Origin of the sequence: Brevundimonas sp., from assembly GCF_050729455.1 — a bacterium.
Classification (GTDB): Bacteria; Pseudomonadota; Alphaproteobacteria; order Caulobacterales; family Caulobacteraceae; genus Brevundimonas.
The window spans coordinates 79,916-93,793 of sequence record NZ_JBOHLI010000004.1; the positions used below are offsets into that span (position 1 = coordinate 79,916).

The window sequence follows — 13,878 nt, forward strand, 5'->3', positions numbered from 1 at the left end:
ATGACCTGATACGGCCACGCTCGGGCGAACGCCGTCAGGCTGAGCCGGTTCCTTCAGGCCGCCATGCGCCAGTCGTGGGCGGCGGCCGGGGCGGCGTGGAACTCGTCCCACAGGGCGTCTTCGTCGGAATAGCGGCTGCTGGCCGAGGCCGAGATGACGTCCACGACCTGTTCTTCCTGACGGTCCCAGATGACGGCCAGATCGCCCTCGGCCTCGCAGGGCACGATCATGTAGCGGTCGGCGAAGGTCTTCTTGGCGGGCTTTTGAACCGTCGGGGTGCGGGCGAAGGCCATGTCGTGATCTCCTGAAGCGATTGCCTCTTGCTGATGTTGAGAGGATGCGACAGCATTGCGCCAGTTTCGGACGTAGACTTGTGGAGAAGTTTCTTGCGGCACGACAAGGCGGCGATGGTCATCGATCTGGCGCGCGGCATGGCCGCCAGCGCCGAGGGGCTGACGCTGAACGAGATGGCGGGGCAGCTGCGGGTCGGGCGGCGCACCGCCGAGCGGATGCGCGACGCGGTCCTGATGTTGTTCCCGCAGGTCGAGGAGGTGTCGGATCCGCCGACCAAGCGCTGGCGCATTCGCGGCGGCCTGTCGGCCTTCGAGCAGGCGCCGACCGCGACCGAGATGCTGGAGCTGACCAAGGCGGCGGCGGGCCTGCGCGGCGCGGGCGAGGCCGGCCGGGCGGCGGCGCTGGAGGGGCTGGAGCGCAAGGTGAAGGCGGCGATGCGCTCGACCACCCTGAACCGGCTGGCCCCTGATCTGGAGGCTCTGGTTCGGGCTGAAACCATCGCCGTCCAGGCCGGGCCGCGGCCCTCGGCGGACGAGGCGGTGCTGGCTGAGATTCGCGGGGCGGTTCTGGCCGGGCGGCCGCTGGGCTTCATCTATTCGCGTCCGGGGGCCGAGGCGCGCAGCCGCAGCGTCGCGCCCTGCGGCGTCATGTTCGGCCGCGCCAACTATCTGGTGGCGGCGGACCGCGAGAGCGGGCGCATCCAGACCTTCCGTCTGGACCGCATGACCTCGGTCGAGGCGGGCGAAGGGGTGGCGACGCCCCCGGCGGATTTCGACCTGGCCGCCTTCGCCAGCCAGTCCTTCGGCATCTATCAGGACGAGATCGAGGAGGTGGTGCTGCGGATCACGCCCGAGGGGGCGGCCGAGGCGAGGGGCTGGCGCTGGCACCCGACGCAGACGCTGGAGGATCAGCCGGACGGATCGGTCGTGGTGCGGTTCCGGGCTTCGGGGATGCGGGAACTGGCCTGGCACCTGTTCAGCTGGGGCGAGCAGGTGACGATCGAGGCCCCGCAGCGGTTGAAAGCGGTGATGGCGGGGGAACTGGCGGCCGCGGGCCGCGCCCTCGCACGGGCGCAATCCTGAGCAAACCGTAAGCTGACGTCGGCGTTGCGACGTCTATGCTGAAGCTGAACCGTATGGAGCCCGTCGCCTTGCGCCTGAAAGCCCTCGCCGCCTCAACCGTTCTGGCTGCCGCCTTGACCGCCTGCGCCGCCGCGCCGCTGCCGCCGGGGATTTGGGACGCGCGGGCCGCGCCGGTGGTCGAGGTCACGCGCGACGGCGACCGCTGGACGGCGGACTATGTCTTCAACCGGGATGCGCAGGTCTGGGCCTTCATGGATTCGGCCCTGGTCGTGGACGGGCGCCAACCGTGGCGGCCGGGCCAGTGGACCGTCGAGACGCCGGGCGTGGTCATGGAACGGCGCGGGAACTACGACGTGATCCGCAGTCTGGACGGCGGCCCCGTGCCGCGTCACATCCGCTTCTCGATCAAGCCCAAGGCGGTCGATCTGGAGGCGGAATACGGCACGCTGACCTTCTCGGACGGCGCCGTGGCCCTGCCGACGCGACAGTTCGACGTCTTCGCCCTGTCGTCGGTCGAGGCGGCCGAGGCCATGCCCGCCGACCTGAACGGGGTTGATCTGGAGGGCGGCCCCTCGACCGTGACCTGGCGCGACACGGCCGGGCCGGTGCTGATCAATGGCGAGCGCCGCGCCCAACTGACTACGACGGGCGAGCGTTCCTACGTCCTGCTGGGACAGGCGCGGGTGACGCCGGGCGAAGGGCTGACCACGGTCATCGACCCCAACCTGCCGTCGTGGATCGGCGAGGAGATTCGCGGCTTCGCCCCGCGCGTCGGCGACTATTACCAGCGTCGGCTGGGGCCTCCCGGCGTCGGCAGCGAGACCTCGACCGTCATGGTCAGCTGGAACGGCCCGACCGAGCGCCTGTCCAGCATGGGCGGCAGCGTCCTGCCCGGGCTGATCGTCATGCAGTTCGAGGGTGTCGGCGTGCTGAGACCCAACAAGGAGATGCTGGAACGGTCGCGCTGGTTCATCGGCCACGAGAGCGCGCATTTCTGGCTGGGGCAGACGGTCCGCTACGAATTCGCGCGCGACGCCTGGATCACCGAGGGCGGGGCCGACCTGATGGCGGTGCGGGCGCTGAAGGCGCTGAACCCGGCCTATGACGATCGGGCCGAACTGCAGACCGAGGTGGACGACTGCATCGCCCTGAGCCGCGGCAAGCCGCTGGCCGAGGCGGGCGCGCGGGGCGAGCACCGCGCCTACTACGCCTGCGGCGCCGTCTTCGCGATGGCGGCGGAAGCCGCGCAGAAACGGCGCGACGGCGGCGACTGGTTCGACTTCCTGCGCCCGGTCCTGGCGGCCAACCGCGAGGACGGCGTCCTGACCCGCGCCGAATGGCTGGAGGCCCTGACCCGCGTCTCGGGCGACCCGTCGCTGGCGCCGACGATCAGCCGGATGCTGGATCAGGGCGCGGCCGATCCCGCTGCAGAAATCGCCAGCCTTTTCCGCAAAACGAGCGTGCCCCATCGGTTCGAAAACGGCAAGGTGACGCTGCTGTCCTGACGGCTGCGGTTATTTGATCGGAATCAAGGCCGAATGGCCGCGTTGCGCGTTCTATCGCTCAAGAGCGAAAGGAAGCCGCCATGACCTGGTCCAGCCTGATCGTCTATGTCGATGACGAGGCCGACAACATCCAGCGGATCGAGCAGGCCTGCGACCTGGCGCGCGCGCACGACGCCCATCTGATCGGCGTCTCCGCCTGCGCGCCCGAGACGCCGATGGCCGACGCTTACGGTGCGGGAATCCTGCTGGGCGAGGTGCTGGTGGTGCAGCACGAACGGGCCGAGAGCGCGCTGAAGGGGGCGGAGGCCCGCTTTCGCGAGGCCGCCACCCGCGCGGGCGTGCGCTGCGAATGGCGCGCCGACGTCGGCGATCCGACCAGTCTGCTGACGCATCACGCCCGCGCCGCCGACCTGCTGATCGTCGGGCGGGACGCCGCCGACGCCAGCGGCTGGCGCGCGCCGCATCCGGCTGATCTGGTCATGCGCGCGGGCCGGCCGGTGATGGTCGTGCCGCCGACGCCGGCGCGCCCGGCCGCGGATGCGCCTGTCCTGCTGGCCTGGACCGACAGCCGCGAGAGCCGCCACGCGGCCCATGTCGCCCTGCCGCTGCTCGAGAAGGCCGAGGCGGTGCAGGTGGTCGAACTGTGCGATCCCGACGACCTGGACGGCGCCCGGCTGCGGACCACCGACGTCTGCGCCTGGCTGACGCGCCACGGGGTGAAGGCCGTGGCGGACGCCCGCGCCTACGACGACCGTTCGTCCGGTCGGCGCCTGCTGGACTGCGCCGCCGAGATGAAGGCCGGGGTCATCGTCAGCGGCGCCTGGGGCCATGCCCGGATGCGTCAGTGGATCTTCGGCGGCGTCACCCAGACCCTGCTGACCGATAGTCCGGTGGCCCTGCTGCTGGCGCATTAGGCCTTTCTCCTCTTGAGGGCGGCTCGTCAGGGCGCTTGCCTCCCTCATCCCGCTCATCCCGGCGAAGGCCGGGATCCAGATTGCAAGACGCTCCGCCTGGTTCGAATGGCGCAATCACGTCCTGAAAAGCCTGCCGCTCTGCCATATGATCTGGATCCCGGCCTTCGCCGGGATGAGCGGATTTTGAGGCGCGTTAAGCGAAGGGATAGGGGCTCACCGACTTCGACCAGTCGTCCACCGTCAGCGCTCGCCCGACCGGCGGGGCGGCGCGTTCGGCGCAGGGGTGGCGTTCACAGAGTCTGCAGGCCGGGCCGATGGGCGTGACCTCGGGCTTTTGCAGGTCGAGACCGCGGGCGTAGATCAGGCGGTGGGCGTGCTTCAGTTCGCAGCCCAGGCCGATGGCCAGGTCCTGTCCCTCGGTGAAGGCGTCCTGGCCCTGACGGTCGACGGTGCGGGCCAAGGTGAACCAGCGGCCGCCATCAGGCGTCTCGATGATCTGGGTGACGATGCGGCCCGGCGTGCGGAAGGCCGAGTGCAGCCGCCAGCGCGGGCAGGCCCCGCCGAAGCGCGAAAAGGGAAAGGCGCCCGAGGCATAGCGCTTCGACACATTGCCCGCCTGATCCACCCGCATCAGGAAGAAGGGCACGCCGCGCGCCGTGGGTCGCGACAGCGTCGTCAGCCGGTGCGCCGCCTGCTCGAAGCCGACGCCGAAGCGGGCCTGCAGCCGGGCCAGATCGTAGCCGGTCTCTTCCGCCGTGCGCTGGAAGGCGGCGTAGGGCATGAGGATGGCGGCGGCCAGGCTGTTGGTCAGCGAGGTCTTCAGCAGGTTGCGGGTCGGGGCGTCTGGGGCTTTGGCCGCCTCGGTCAGGGCCTGAAGCTCGGCCCCATGCTCCATCAGGGCCAGTTGGCAGGCGACGGCGAAGGCGCGCGACGACGGCCCCAGCGTATCGGACAGCAGCAGCCGCCCCCGGTGCGGGTCAAAGCGACGGGTCCATTCCACCATGACCTCGGCGGGCAGGGTGCGGACCGTCAGGCCGTGGCGCGCGAACAGCCGCGCGCGGGCCAGGGCCTCGAAGCTCTCGTCGGGCGATGACGCTTCGGCCTTCAGGGCGTCGTGCAGGGTCTCGCCGAGGGCGTCCAGCTCGGGGACGTGGTTGTGGCGGCTCTGGATGTATTCGCGCACCCATTCCGACGGGCTGTCGGCGGGGGAGGCGGCGCCGGCGACCTCGGCCTCGGCCCGGTCGCGCACGCGCCGGTCGGAGAAGGCGCGGTAGAGGCGCAGGATGGCGTCGGCGGCGGCGGGCTGATCCTCGGCCAACTGGACGATCTCGTGGCGCGGCACGGCCAGGCCCTGAAACAGAGGGTCGGCGAAGGCCTCGGCCAGTTCCGTCTCGGACGCCGGGCCGCCGGACTGGCCGAGGTTCCTCAGGTCGACGTCATAGGTCTCGGCCAGACGCAGCAGCAGCTGGGCCGAGACGGGGCGCTGATTGCGCTCGATATGGTTCAGATAGGAGGGAGAGACGCCCAGATCGCCGGCCATCGCCGTCTGCGACAGGCCGAGGTCGCGTCGTAGCCGCTTGAGGCGGCCGCCGAGGAAGAGTTTGCGATCGGCGGCGGCGTTCATGGCGCGATGATGTCACGATATGACTGATTAGCAAGTGTCATGATGTGACTGTTTGACTTGAATGATGCGGTCCAGCGTGTGTCAATCGTGACGACGACGTGTTCAGGTCTTCGGGACAGCGGCTGCGGCCGCGCCTTATCGAGACCGAGACGAACATGACGACCTTCGCCGATCTGGTTCCTTCGCCCGCCGGCCGCTTCGACGGCATCGAGCGCCCCTATACGCCGGAGGACGTCCTGCGTCTGCGCGGCTCGGTGCCGATCACCCACACCCTGGCCGAGCGCGGCGCCAATCGTCTGTGGCAGCTGCTGCACGACGAGCCCTTCATCAACGCCCTGGGCGCCGTCACCGGCAATCAGGCGATGCAGATGGTCCGCGCCGGTCTGAAGGCCATCTATCTGTCGGGCTGGCAGGTCGCCGCCGACGCCAACACCGCCGGGGCCATGTACCCGGACCAGTCTCTGTATCCGGCCAACGCCGCGCCGGAACTGTGCCGCCGCATCAACCGCACCCTGCAGCGCGCCGACCAGATCGAACACGCCGAGGGCGGCGCCAAGCGCGAGTGGTTCGCCCCCATCGTCGCCGACGCCGAGGCCGGTTTCGGCGGTCCGCTGAACAGCTTCGAGATCATGAAGGCCTTCATCGAGGCGGGCGCCGCCGGCGTCCACTTCGAGGACCAGTTGGCCTCTGAGAAGAAGTGCGGCCACCTGGGCGGCAAGGTCCTGATCCCGACCCAGGCGCATGAGCGCAACCTGGTCGCCGCCCGTCTGGCCGCCGACGTCATGGGCACCCCGACCATCACGGTCGCCCGCACCGACGCCGAGAGCGCCCAACTGATCACCTCGGACATCGATGAGCGCGATCAGCCCTTCATCGACCGCGAGAACCGCACGCCCGAGGGCTTCTTCCGCCTGAAGGAAGGCACCGGCCTGGACCACTGCATCGCGCGCGGGCTGTCCTACGCCAACATCGCCGACCTGCTGTGGTGGGAGACCTCGCACCCCGATCTGGACGACGCCAAGAAGTTCGCCGAGGCGATCCAGAAGAAGCATCCGGGCAAGCTGATGGCCTACAACTGCTCGCCCTCCTTCAACTGGAAGGCCAAGCTGGACGACGCCACCATCGCCAAGTTCCAGCGCGAGCTGGGGGCCATGGGCTACAAGTTCCAGTTCGTGACCCTGGCCGGCTTCCACAGCCTGAACAACTCGATGTTCGAGCTGGCCGACGGCTACCGCGATCGCGGCATGGCGGCCTATTCCGAGCTGCAGCAGCGCGAGTTCTCCAACGAGGCGGCGGGCTACACCGCCACCCGTCACCAGCGCGAAGTCGGCACCGGCTACTTCGATCAGGTCGCCACGGTCATCTCGAACGGCCAGTCCTCGACCACGGCCCTGAAGGACTCGACCGAAACCGCCCAGTTCCACGCCGCTTAGATAGGGAAAGACTCCAATGGAACCTCTGAACCGACCCCACGCGATCATCGAATTCTGCCTGGCGCCGCTGGGTCTCGACCCGGACGCCGAGGCGACGAAGGAGGTCCGCAAACGGCTGGACCACGTCATCAAGACGTTTCAGGCCAAGGCGGTGAAGCCGGTCAGCATCGACTTCTCGACGATGCCGTCGCAGGTCATCAACGAAGCCGCTCACGGCTACGAATAGGAAGAAACCCTCAGGCCGCCTGAACAGCGGCCTGAGGCGCGTCCGAGGTCAGGTCCTGCACCAGGGCCAGCAGGGCCTCGACGCTGAACGGCTTGGCCAGATGACGGTCGGCGCCGGCCTCAAGCCCCGCTGCGATGTGTTCGGGCAGGGCGTTGGCGGTCAGCATGACGACTGGGGTGCGCGGCGCGCCCATGGCCACTTCGTGCAGGCGGATTTCGCGGGTGGCGGTCAGCCCGTCCATGACCGGCATCTGCATGTCCATCAGCACCAGGTCGAAGGCGGCGGCGCGACAGGCCTCGACCGCCTGGGCTCCGTCCTCGACCGAGACCAGATCGACGGCTTCTTGGTCCAGGATCAGCTCGACCACGCGCCGGTTGGTGGGGTGGTCGTCGGCGACCAGGATGCGCAGGCGGCGCGTGGCCTCGCTCGGCGCGGCTTGGGCGGTGGGAACCATCGTCAGCGTTGGGGCGGCGGGCGCTTCGGCGACGCGCAGGGGCAGGGTCAGGATGAAGGCGGCGCCGCCGCCGGGCTCGCTCTCACAGCCCAGTCCGCCGCCCATCATGGCGGCCAGTTCCTGGCTGATGGCCAGACCCAGGCCCGAACCGCCGAAACGACGGGTGATGTCGCCGTCCGCCTGTTCAAAGCGGCTGAACAGCCGGTCTCGCGTCTCGGCGTCGAAGCCGATGCCGGTGTCCTGAACCACGAAGCGTAGGCCCTGAGGGCCGGCGTCGACCGTCAGGCTGACGAAGCCCGAAGCGGTGAATTTGACGGCGTTGGAGACCAGATTGGTCAGAATCTGCTTCAGCCACACCGTGTCGCCGTGCACCCAGATGCGCGCCTCGGGCGCGACCTCGACGAAGAACTGCAGGCCCTTGTCGCGCGCGGCGGCGGCGTAGAGCTGGGCCGCTTCCTCGACCGTACGGGCCAGGTCGAAAGGCTCGTCGCTGAGTTCCAGCCGGCCGGATTCGACGCGGGCCAGGTCCAGGATGTCGCTGAGCAGGGTCTGGAGGGTGCGGCTGGAGGAATGGATCAGGTCCAGCATTTCGCGCTGGTGCTCGTCCAGATCGGTGCGCGCCAAGGCCTGGGCCACGCCGATGACGCCGTTCAGCGGGGTGCGGATTTCGTGGCTCATATTGGCCAGGAACTGGCTCTTGGCGCGGTTGGCGGCGTCGGCGGCGTCGCGCGCCTCGGCCAGGGCTTGGGCGTCGCGTTTCAGGTCGGAGATGTCGGAGCAGACGGTGACGGTGCCGCCCTCGGCGGTCTTGCGATCCTGAACCCGCAGCCAGCGGCCCCCGACCTCCTGCTCCATCGCCCCTTGCGGGCGACGGCGATTGGCCATGCGTTCGGCCACCCAGGCCTGTTCACGGCCCCTGGCGGCGGGATAGAGGCCGTTCTTGATCCCGGTCAGAAGGATGTCCTGGAAGCTGACGCCGACCTTCAGCGTGTCGGCGACCTCGGGATTGATCTCGGCGTAGCGGCGGTTCCAGATCGCCAGCCGGTCGTCCGCATCATAGAAGCCCAGGCCGTCGGGCATGGCCTCGATAGCCTCGCGAATCTGACCCAGGGCGCTGTGCCGCGACCACCAGACCATGCCGGTCAGGAAGGCGGCGATAACCGCCAGAAGAACCACGCTGATGCCGATCCACAGGTTCAGGGTCGATTCGGGCGCCGCGGCGAGGGGCAGCAGGACGCCGGGCGTGGGCGTGATGACCACGGCGCTCATGGCGACGAAATGCAGCCAGCAGATGCCGAAGGCGGCCAGAAGGATGGTGACGCCGATTCGCTTGAGCCCCGAAAGCGGCGGCGTCAGGGCGCTCGCGCCGACCAGCAGCAGTCCGCCGCCGACGGCGGCTGCGACCAGGGGCGCGTTCCACGTCAGGGTCGCGCCGGACAGGCGCAGCGCGGCCATGCCGACGAAATGCATCGCCGCCACCCCGGCCCCGCACGTCAACGCCGTCAGCAGTCGCCAGCGCTTTCCGCTCTCCGCCAGGGCCAGATTCATGGCGACGAAAAAGGCGACGACGACGATGGCCAGGGAGGCGGCCGTTTCCATCGCGCTATAACGAGCGGGCGCGCCGATGTCATAAGCCTGCATGGCGATGAAATGGGTGGCCCAGACGCCGAGACCCGCCACCAGGGGCGCGGCGATCAGATAGGCGCGGCGCGATCGCCGCGCGACGCCGCGCGCGCGATCAAACAGGCATAGGGCGATCAGCAGACTGAAGACAGAAACAAGCAGGGCGAACGGCAGTATCCGCCAATCATGCTGCTGAATCAGGCAATTCAGTATGGTGTTCACGTGAGAAGCCCCTCCGCGCCGTTGACAAAGACTGCCGCAAATCGGTGAAGAAACTACGCTATGCACAACGAGGGTGACCGCCCTCGCTCCAACTGTTGCGACAGCCTATCGCCCGTTCGCTAAAGAATGAGATAACGTCGATCCCTATGCCTTATGAGCAGCCGCCTTCGCCCGTCGCGCCGACCGCTTCGTCACGGCTGTGGACCGCGGGCGCCAGCGGCGGCGTGGCCATTCTGGTGATGGCGGCGCTGGCGGTGGTGAAGCCTGAACTGGCCGGATGGCTGGCGGCGGGAGCCGTGGCGGTGGCTGTCGCGACCTGGCTGGTGAACCGCGCCCCGCCGGTCACGCTGGACGAGGCGGAGCTGGAGTCGGCGGGGGTGGTCGATCTGGCGCCCGACGCCGCACTGCTGGGCGACGTGTTCGAGGCTCTGGACGATCCCATCCTGATCGTCAGCGGCGGCGAGGCCGACGACATCGCCGGGCGGCGCATCGCCCTGGCCAACGCCGCGGCGCGCGACCTGTTTCGTCTGAACGGCGTCGGCGGCGGCCTTCTGGTGTCGGTGATCCGCGAGCCCAAGGTCCTGGAAGCGGTGGACGAGGCCCTGTTCGGCGGCGTCAGCAGCACGGTCGACTATGTCGGCGGCGGCGCCCAGGAGCGGCATTGGCGCGCCTTCGTCCGGCCGCTGCCCGCGCGCGACCACGCCTGGGGGGAGGGGGCGATGGCCCTGATCGGCCTGCGCGACGAGACCGACGTGCGCCGCATGGAGATGATGCGGGTCGACTTCCTGGCCAACGCCAGTCACGAACTGCGCACGCCCCTGGCCTCGCTGTCCGGCTTCATCGAGACGCTGAAGGGCCACGCCAAGGACGATCCCAAGGCGCGGGACCGCTTCCTCGACATCATGGCGATCCAGGCCGACCGGATGGGGCGTCTGGTGGCCGACCTGCTGTCGCTCAGCCGAATCGAGCTGAACGAACACATCGCGCCCCAGGGCCGGGTCGACCTGTCGCGAGCGGCCTCGGACGTGGTCGACGCCGTCAGCGTGATCGCGCGCGAACGCGGCGTGACCATCCGGGTGGACCTGGGCCAATCTGAACGGGGCCAATCTGAACGGGGCCAATCTGAACGAGGCCAATCTGAACTGGGCCAATCTGAACTGGGAAGGGGCGGCGCCACCGTCTCTGGCGACCGTGACGAGATCGTTCAGGTGATCCAGAACCTGGTCGACAACGCCCTGAAATACTCCGCCAGCGGCGGCGTCGTCGAACTGTCGATCGACCGCGACCGCACCCTGGACGAGGCCATGGCGGCGCGGATGCCCGAGGGCACGCGTCTCTCGCTGGCCACCCCGGACCGCGAGGCGGGCCAGAAATACGCCGTCGTCACCGTGCGCGACCACGGACCGGGCATGGCGCGCGAGCACCTGCCGCGCCTGACCGAGCGATTCTATCGCGTCGAGGGCCAGAAGAGCGGCGAACGCCAGGGCACAGGTCTGGGTCTGGCCATCGTGCGCCACATCATCATCCGCCACCGCGGCGGCCTGACGGTGGACAGCGCCCTGGGCCAGGGCGCGATCTTCGCCGCCTGCTTCCCCCTGGCGCCCGCGCGGGAAGTCGAGTCTGTGGTCGGCCCTGCGACATGAAGGATGGGCGCCGTAACAGAACTGTCACGCGCCCGTCTTATTCCGCTCGCCAATCGCAGGCAGTTTCCCGGCCGAAACGCGCCGGACCCGGCACGTTAATGATTCACGCGTGCACGGACCCGGATGATCTGGATTTTCCTGTTACTGCTGACCGCCTTCTCGGTGCTCGCCTACCTGGGCGGGCGCAGGTTGGCTGCGCGTCGCAGCCTGGGCGTCAGAGCCCACTCGCGTCCGGGCCAACATGGCCTCTACGCCCTGATCTGGGTCGGCGTGCCGGCCCTGGTCGTGCTGATCGCCGCCTCGATCTTCTCCGCCCCGCTGGAGCGTCAGATGCTGGCGGCCGGCGCGCCGGACAGCGTCACCCAGCTGGAGCCCTTCCGTCGCGAAGCCTTCTTCTCGGATGCTCGGCGCATCGGCGACGGTCTTGAAGCCCAGCAGATCTGGCCCGCTCCCTATGCCGAGGAACTGCCGGCCGAGGGCCGTCGCGCCCACCGCATCTCCTCCGCCCTGAGCTGGGGCGGCGGCGTCGCGGCCCTGATCGCGGCCATCCTGGGCGGGGTCTTCGTCTTCGTTCGCATCCGTCCCGACCTGCGCGCCCGCAATCGGGTGGAGAGCTGGATCAGCGTAGTCCTGTTCGCCTGTTCGGCGGTGGCTGTGCTGACGACCGTGGGCATCATCTTCTCCCTGGTATGGGACAGCCTTCGCTTCTTCGCCACGGTGCCGGTCACCGAGTTCCTGTTCGGGACCAAGTGGAGCCCGCAGATGGCGATCCGCGCCGACCAGATCGGCTCGTCGGGCACCTTCGGGGCCGTGCCCCTGTTCGCCGGCACCTTCCTGATCATGTTGATCGCCATGATGGTGGCGGGACCGATCGGCCTGTTCTCGGCCATCTATCTGTCGGAATACGCCGGGCGCCGCACCCGCGCCGTGGTCAAGCCGATGCTCGAGGTCCTGGCCGGGGTTCCGACCGTGGTCTACGGCTTCTTCGCCGCACTGACCGTGGGGCCGGCCTTCCGCGTCTTCTTCAACACCATCGGCGGCTGGCTGGCCGGCGGACCGCTGGACGGCGTGGGGCAATACCTGCTGCTGGTGCAGAACCAGATGGCCCTGGTGGCCGGCGCCGTCATGGGGATCATGCTGATCCCCTTCGTCAGCTCCCTGTCCGACGACATCATGAACGCCGTGCCGCAGTCCCTGCGCGACGGCTCCTACGCCATGGGCGCCACCAAGTCCGAGACGGTCAAGAAGGTGCTGCTGCCCGCCGCCCTGCCGGGCATCGCCGGGGCCTTCCTGCTGGCCATCTCGCGCGCCATCGGCGAGACCATGATCGTGACCATGGCCGCCGGCCTGGCCGCCAAGCTGACCCTGAACCCGCTGGACACGGTCACGACTGTCACGGTGCAGATCGTCACCCTGCTGACCGGCGACCAGGAGTTCAATAGCCCGAAAACCCTGGCCGCCTTCGGCCTGGGCCTGACCCTGTTCGTGGTCACCCTGCTGCTCAACATCGTCGCCATGCGCATCGTGCAAGCCTATCGGGAACAGTATGACTGACGCCGCCCAAAACCCGGTGGGGCAGACCGTGACCGGCGTCAGCCCACGCACCCAGCGTCTGCAGGCGCGTCTGCGCGGCCGCTACGCCCGCGAGACCCGCTTCAAGTGGTATGGCCGCGCGGCCATCGGCTTCGCCCTGGTCTTCCTGGTGATCCTGCTGGGCAGCATCATCATGCAGGGCCGCACCGCCTTCTACGCCCACAGCGTCACCCTGCCGGTCTACATGGACCCGGCGCGGATCGACCGATCCTATCCGCAGGGCGCCAATTTCGAGCAGATTGTCGCCGAGCAGCAACTGCGTCGCCTCGGCATTCAGGACGACGCGCAAGGCTCCAAGGCCGCCGCCATGAAGGCCCTGTTCTCGTCGGAGCTGAAGTTCCAGGCGGCGGGCATGATCGCGCGTCAGCCCGGCCTGCTGGGCCAGACCGTGCCGGTCTCTGCGCCTCTGGCCGACAACGCCGACCTCTATCTGAAGGGCGAAATCTCCAGGGCTGTGCCCGAGGACCAGCGCCGCATCAGCAATGAACAGATGGCCTGGCTGGACCGGATGAAGGCCTCGGGCGCGGTCCGGGCCCACTTCAACACCACCCTGTTCACCAAGGGCGACTCGACCCAGCCCGAACTGGCGGGCCTGCTGGGCGCCGTGGTCGGTTCGGCCCTGATGCTGCTGGTTACGGCTCTGATCGCCATTCCGGTCGGCGTCGGCGCCGCCGTCTGGCTTGAGGAATACTCGCCGCGTAACCGCATCACGGCGATCATCGAGGTCAATATCAACAACCTCGCCGCCGTGCCGTCGATCGTCTACGGCCTGCTGGGTCTGGCCCTGTTCATCAACTTCCTGCACCTGCCGCGCGCCAGTCCGCTGGTCGGCGGTCTGGTCCTGGCCCTGATGGCCCTGCCGACGGTGATCATCGCCACGCGTTCGTCGCTGAAGGCCGTGCCGCCCTCGATCCGCGAGGCGGCCCTGGCCATGGGCGCCAGCCGCACCCAGACGGTGTTCGGCCACGTCCTGCCCCTGGCCATGCCGGGCGTCATGACGGGCTCGATCATCGCCATGGCCCACGCCCTCGGTGAAACGGCGCCCCTGCTGCTGATCGGCATGATCAGCTTCGTCCCCGGCGTGCCGCACGCCATCGACGAGCCGGTCGGCGCCCTGCCTTCGCTGATCTACATCTGGGAGAACGCGTCGGAGCGCGCGTTCCACGAGCGGACCGCCGCCGCCATCCTTGTGCTCCTCGCCTTCATGATCGTCATGAACGCCGCCGCGATCCTGCTGCGTCGGCGGTTCGAACGCCGGTGGTAAA

Annotated in this window: 11 protein-coding genes; 8 read left to right on the forward strand and 3 right to left on the reverse strand. The window is 68.9% G+C overall.

Annotated features, from left to right (window positions below; genetic code table 11):
- Positions 1 to 53: 53 nt before the first annotated feature.
- The gene (locus ACREEF_RS02330) at positions 54 to 293 is read right to left on the reverse strand and encodes a hypothetical protein (protein WP_431564003.1); all 240 of its coding nucleotides are present in this window, start codon (positions 291 to 293) and stop codon (positions 54 to 56) included.
- Between the two features lie 93 nt (positions 294 to 386).
- Here ACREEF_RS02330 and ACREEF_RS02335 point away from each other — a divergent pair, with 93 nt between their 5' ends.
- The 3 genes from ACREEF_RS02335 (at position 387) to ACREEF_RS02345 (ending at position 3,795) form a co-directional block, all read left to right on the forward strand.
- On the forward strand, positions 387 to 1,376 hold the full coding sequence (locus tag ACREEF_RS02335; protein ID WP_431564004.1) for a helix-turn-helix transcriptional regulator: 990 nt from the start codon (positions 387 to 389) through the stop codon (positions 1,374 to 1,376).
- A 35-nt stretch (positions 1,377 to 1,411) separates the two neighbouring features.
- On the forward strand, positions 1,412 to 2,881 hold the full coding sequence (locus tag ACREEF_RS02340) for a hypothetical protein (RefSeq protein ID WP_431564005.1): 1,470 nt from the start codon (positions 1,412 to 1,414) through the stop codon (positions 2,879 to 2,881).
- Positions 2,882 to 2,961: 80 nt separating this feature from the next.
- Entirely contained in the window at positions 2,962 to 3,795 is an 834-nt protein-coding gene (locus ACREEF_RS02345) for a universal stress protein (protein ID WP_431564006.1), read from the forward strand.
- Between the two features lie 193 nt (positions 3,796 to 3,988).
- On the opposite strand, the gene ACREEF_RS02350 is transcribed toward ACREEF_RS02345, so the two are convergent.
- Positions 3,989 to 5,419 carry a helix-turn-helix domain-containing protein gene (locus ACREEF_RS02350; RefSeq protein WP_431564007.1) on the reverse strand — a complete coding sequence of 477 codons (1,431 nt, stop codon included), beginning with the start codon at positions 5,417 to 5,419 and terminating at the stop codon, positions 3,989 to 3,991.
- Positions 5,420 to 5,574: 155 nt separating this feature from the next.
- On the opposite strand from ACREEF_RS02350, the gene aceA reads away from it, so the two are divergent.
- Complete coding sequence (gene aceA / locus ACREEF_RS02355) at positions 5,575 to 6,852, forward strand: isocitrate lyase (protein WP_207822746.1); 1,278 nt, start codon at positions 5,575 to 5,577, stop codon at positions 6,850 to 6,852.
- A gap of 16 nt (positions 6,853 to 6,868) precedes the next feature.
- Complete coding sequence (locus ACREEF_RS02360; RefSeq protein WP_114817991.1) at positions 6,869 to 7,078, forward strand: hypothetical protein; 210 nt, start codon at positions 6,869 to 6,871, stop codon at positions 7,076 to 7,078.
- A gap of 10 nt (positions 7,079 to 7,088) precedes the next feature.
- On the opposite strand, the gene ACREEF_RS02365 is transcribed toward ACREEF_RS02360, so the two are convergent.
- On the reverse strand, positions 7,089 to 9,377 hold the full coding sequence (locus ACREEF_RS02365; RefSeq protein ID WP_431564008.1) for a response regulator: 2,289 nt from the start codon (positions 9,375 to 9,377) through the stop codon (positions 7,089 to 7,091).
- Between the two features lie 146 nt (positions 9,378 to 9,523).
- On the opposite strand from ACREEF_RS02365, the gene ACREEF_RS02370 reads away from it, so the two are divergent.
- The 3 genes from ACREEF_RS02370 (at position 9,524) to pstA (ending at position 13,877) form a co-directional block, all read left to right on the forward strand.
- A complete protein-coding gene (locus ACREEF_RS02370; protein WP_431564009.1) occupies positions 9,524 to 11,020 on the forward strand; it encodes a sensor histidine kinase in 1,497 nt (498 codons plus the stop codon).
- Between the two features lie 123 nt (positions 11,021 to 11,143).
- Positions 11,144 to 12,574 carry a phosphate ABC transporter permease subunit PstC gene (pstC, locus tag ACREEF_RS02375; RefSeq protein WP_431564010.1) on the forward strand — a complete coding sequence of 477 codons (1,431 nt, stop codon included), beginning with the start codon at positions 11,144 to 11,146 and terminating at the stop codon, positions 12,572 to 12,574.
- Complete coding sequence (gene pstA / locus ACREEF_RS02380) at positions 12,567 to 13,877, forward strand: phosphate ABC transporter permease PstA (RefSeq protein ID WP_431564011.1); 1,311 nt, start codon at positions 12,567 to 12,569, stop codon at positions 13,875 to 13,877. The genes pstC and pstA overlap by 8 nt, the downstream gene beginning before the upstream one ends.
- The last annotated feature ends 1 nt before the right edge of the window (position 13,878 follow it).

Excerpts from the sequence above, each read along its gene's own strand:
- ACREEF_RS02360 (WP_114817991.1), top strand. The coding sequence starts at position 6,869 with ATGGAACCTCTGAACCGACCCCACGCGATCATCGAATTCTGCCTGGCG.
- ACREEF_RS02340 (WP_431564005.1), top strand. The coding sequence starts at position 1,412 with ATGCTGAAGCTGAACCGTATGGAGCCCGTCGCCTTGCGCCTGAAAGCC.
- ACREEF_RS02330 (WP_431564003.1), bottom strand. The coding sequence starts at position 293 with ATGGCCTTCGCCCGCACCCCGACGGTTCAAAAGCCCGCCAAGAAGACC.
- ACREEF_RS02370 (WP_431564009.1), top strand. The coding sequence starts at position 9,524 with ATGCCTTATGAGCAGCCGCCTTCGCCCGTCGCGCCGACCGCTTCGTCA.
- pstA (WP_431564011.1), top strand. The coding sequence starts at position 12,567 with ATGACTGACGCCGCCCAAAACCCGGTGGGGCAGACCGTGACCGGCGTC.
- ACREEF_RS02350 (WP_431564007.1), bottom strand. The coding sequence starts at position 5,419 with ATGAACGCCGCCGCCGATCGCAAACTCTTCCTCGGCGGCCGCCTCAAG.
- pstC (WP_431564010.1), top strand. The coding sequence starts at position 11,144 with ATGATCTGGATTTTCCTGTTACTGCTGACCGCCTTCTCGGTGCTCGCC.
- aceA (WP_207822746.1), top strand. The coding sequence starts at position 5,575 with ATGACGACCTTCGCCGATCTGGTTCCTTCGCCCGCCGGCCGCTTCGAC.
- ACREEF_RS02345 (WP_431564006.1), top strand. The coding sequence starts at position 2,962 with ATGACCTGGTCCAGCCTGATCGTCTATGTCGATGACGAGGCCGACAAC.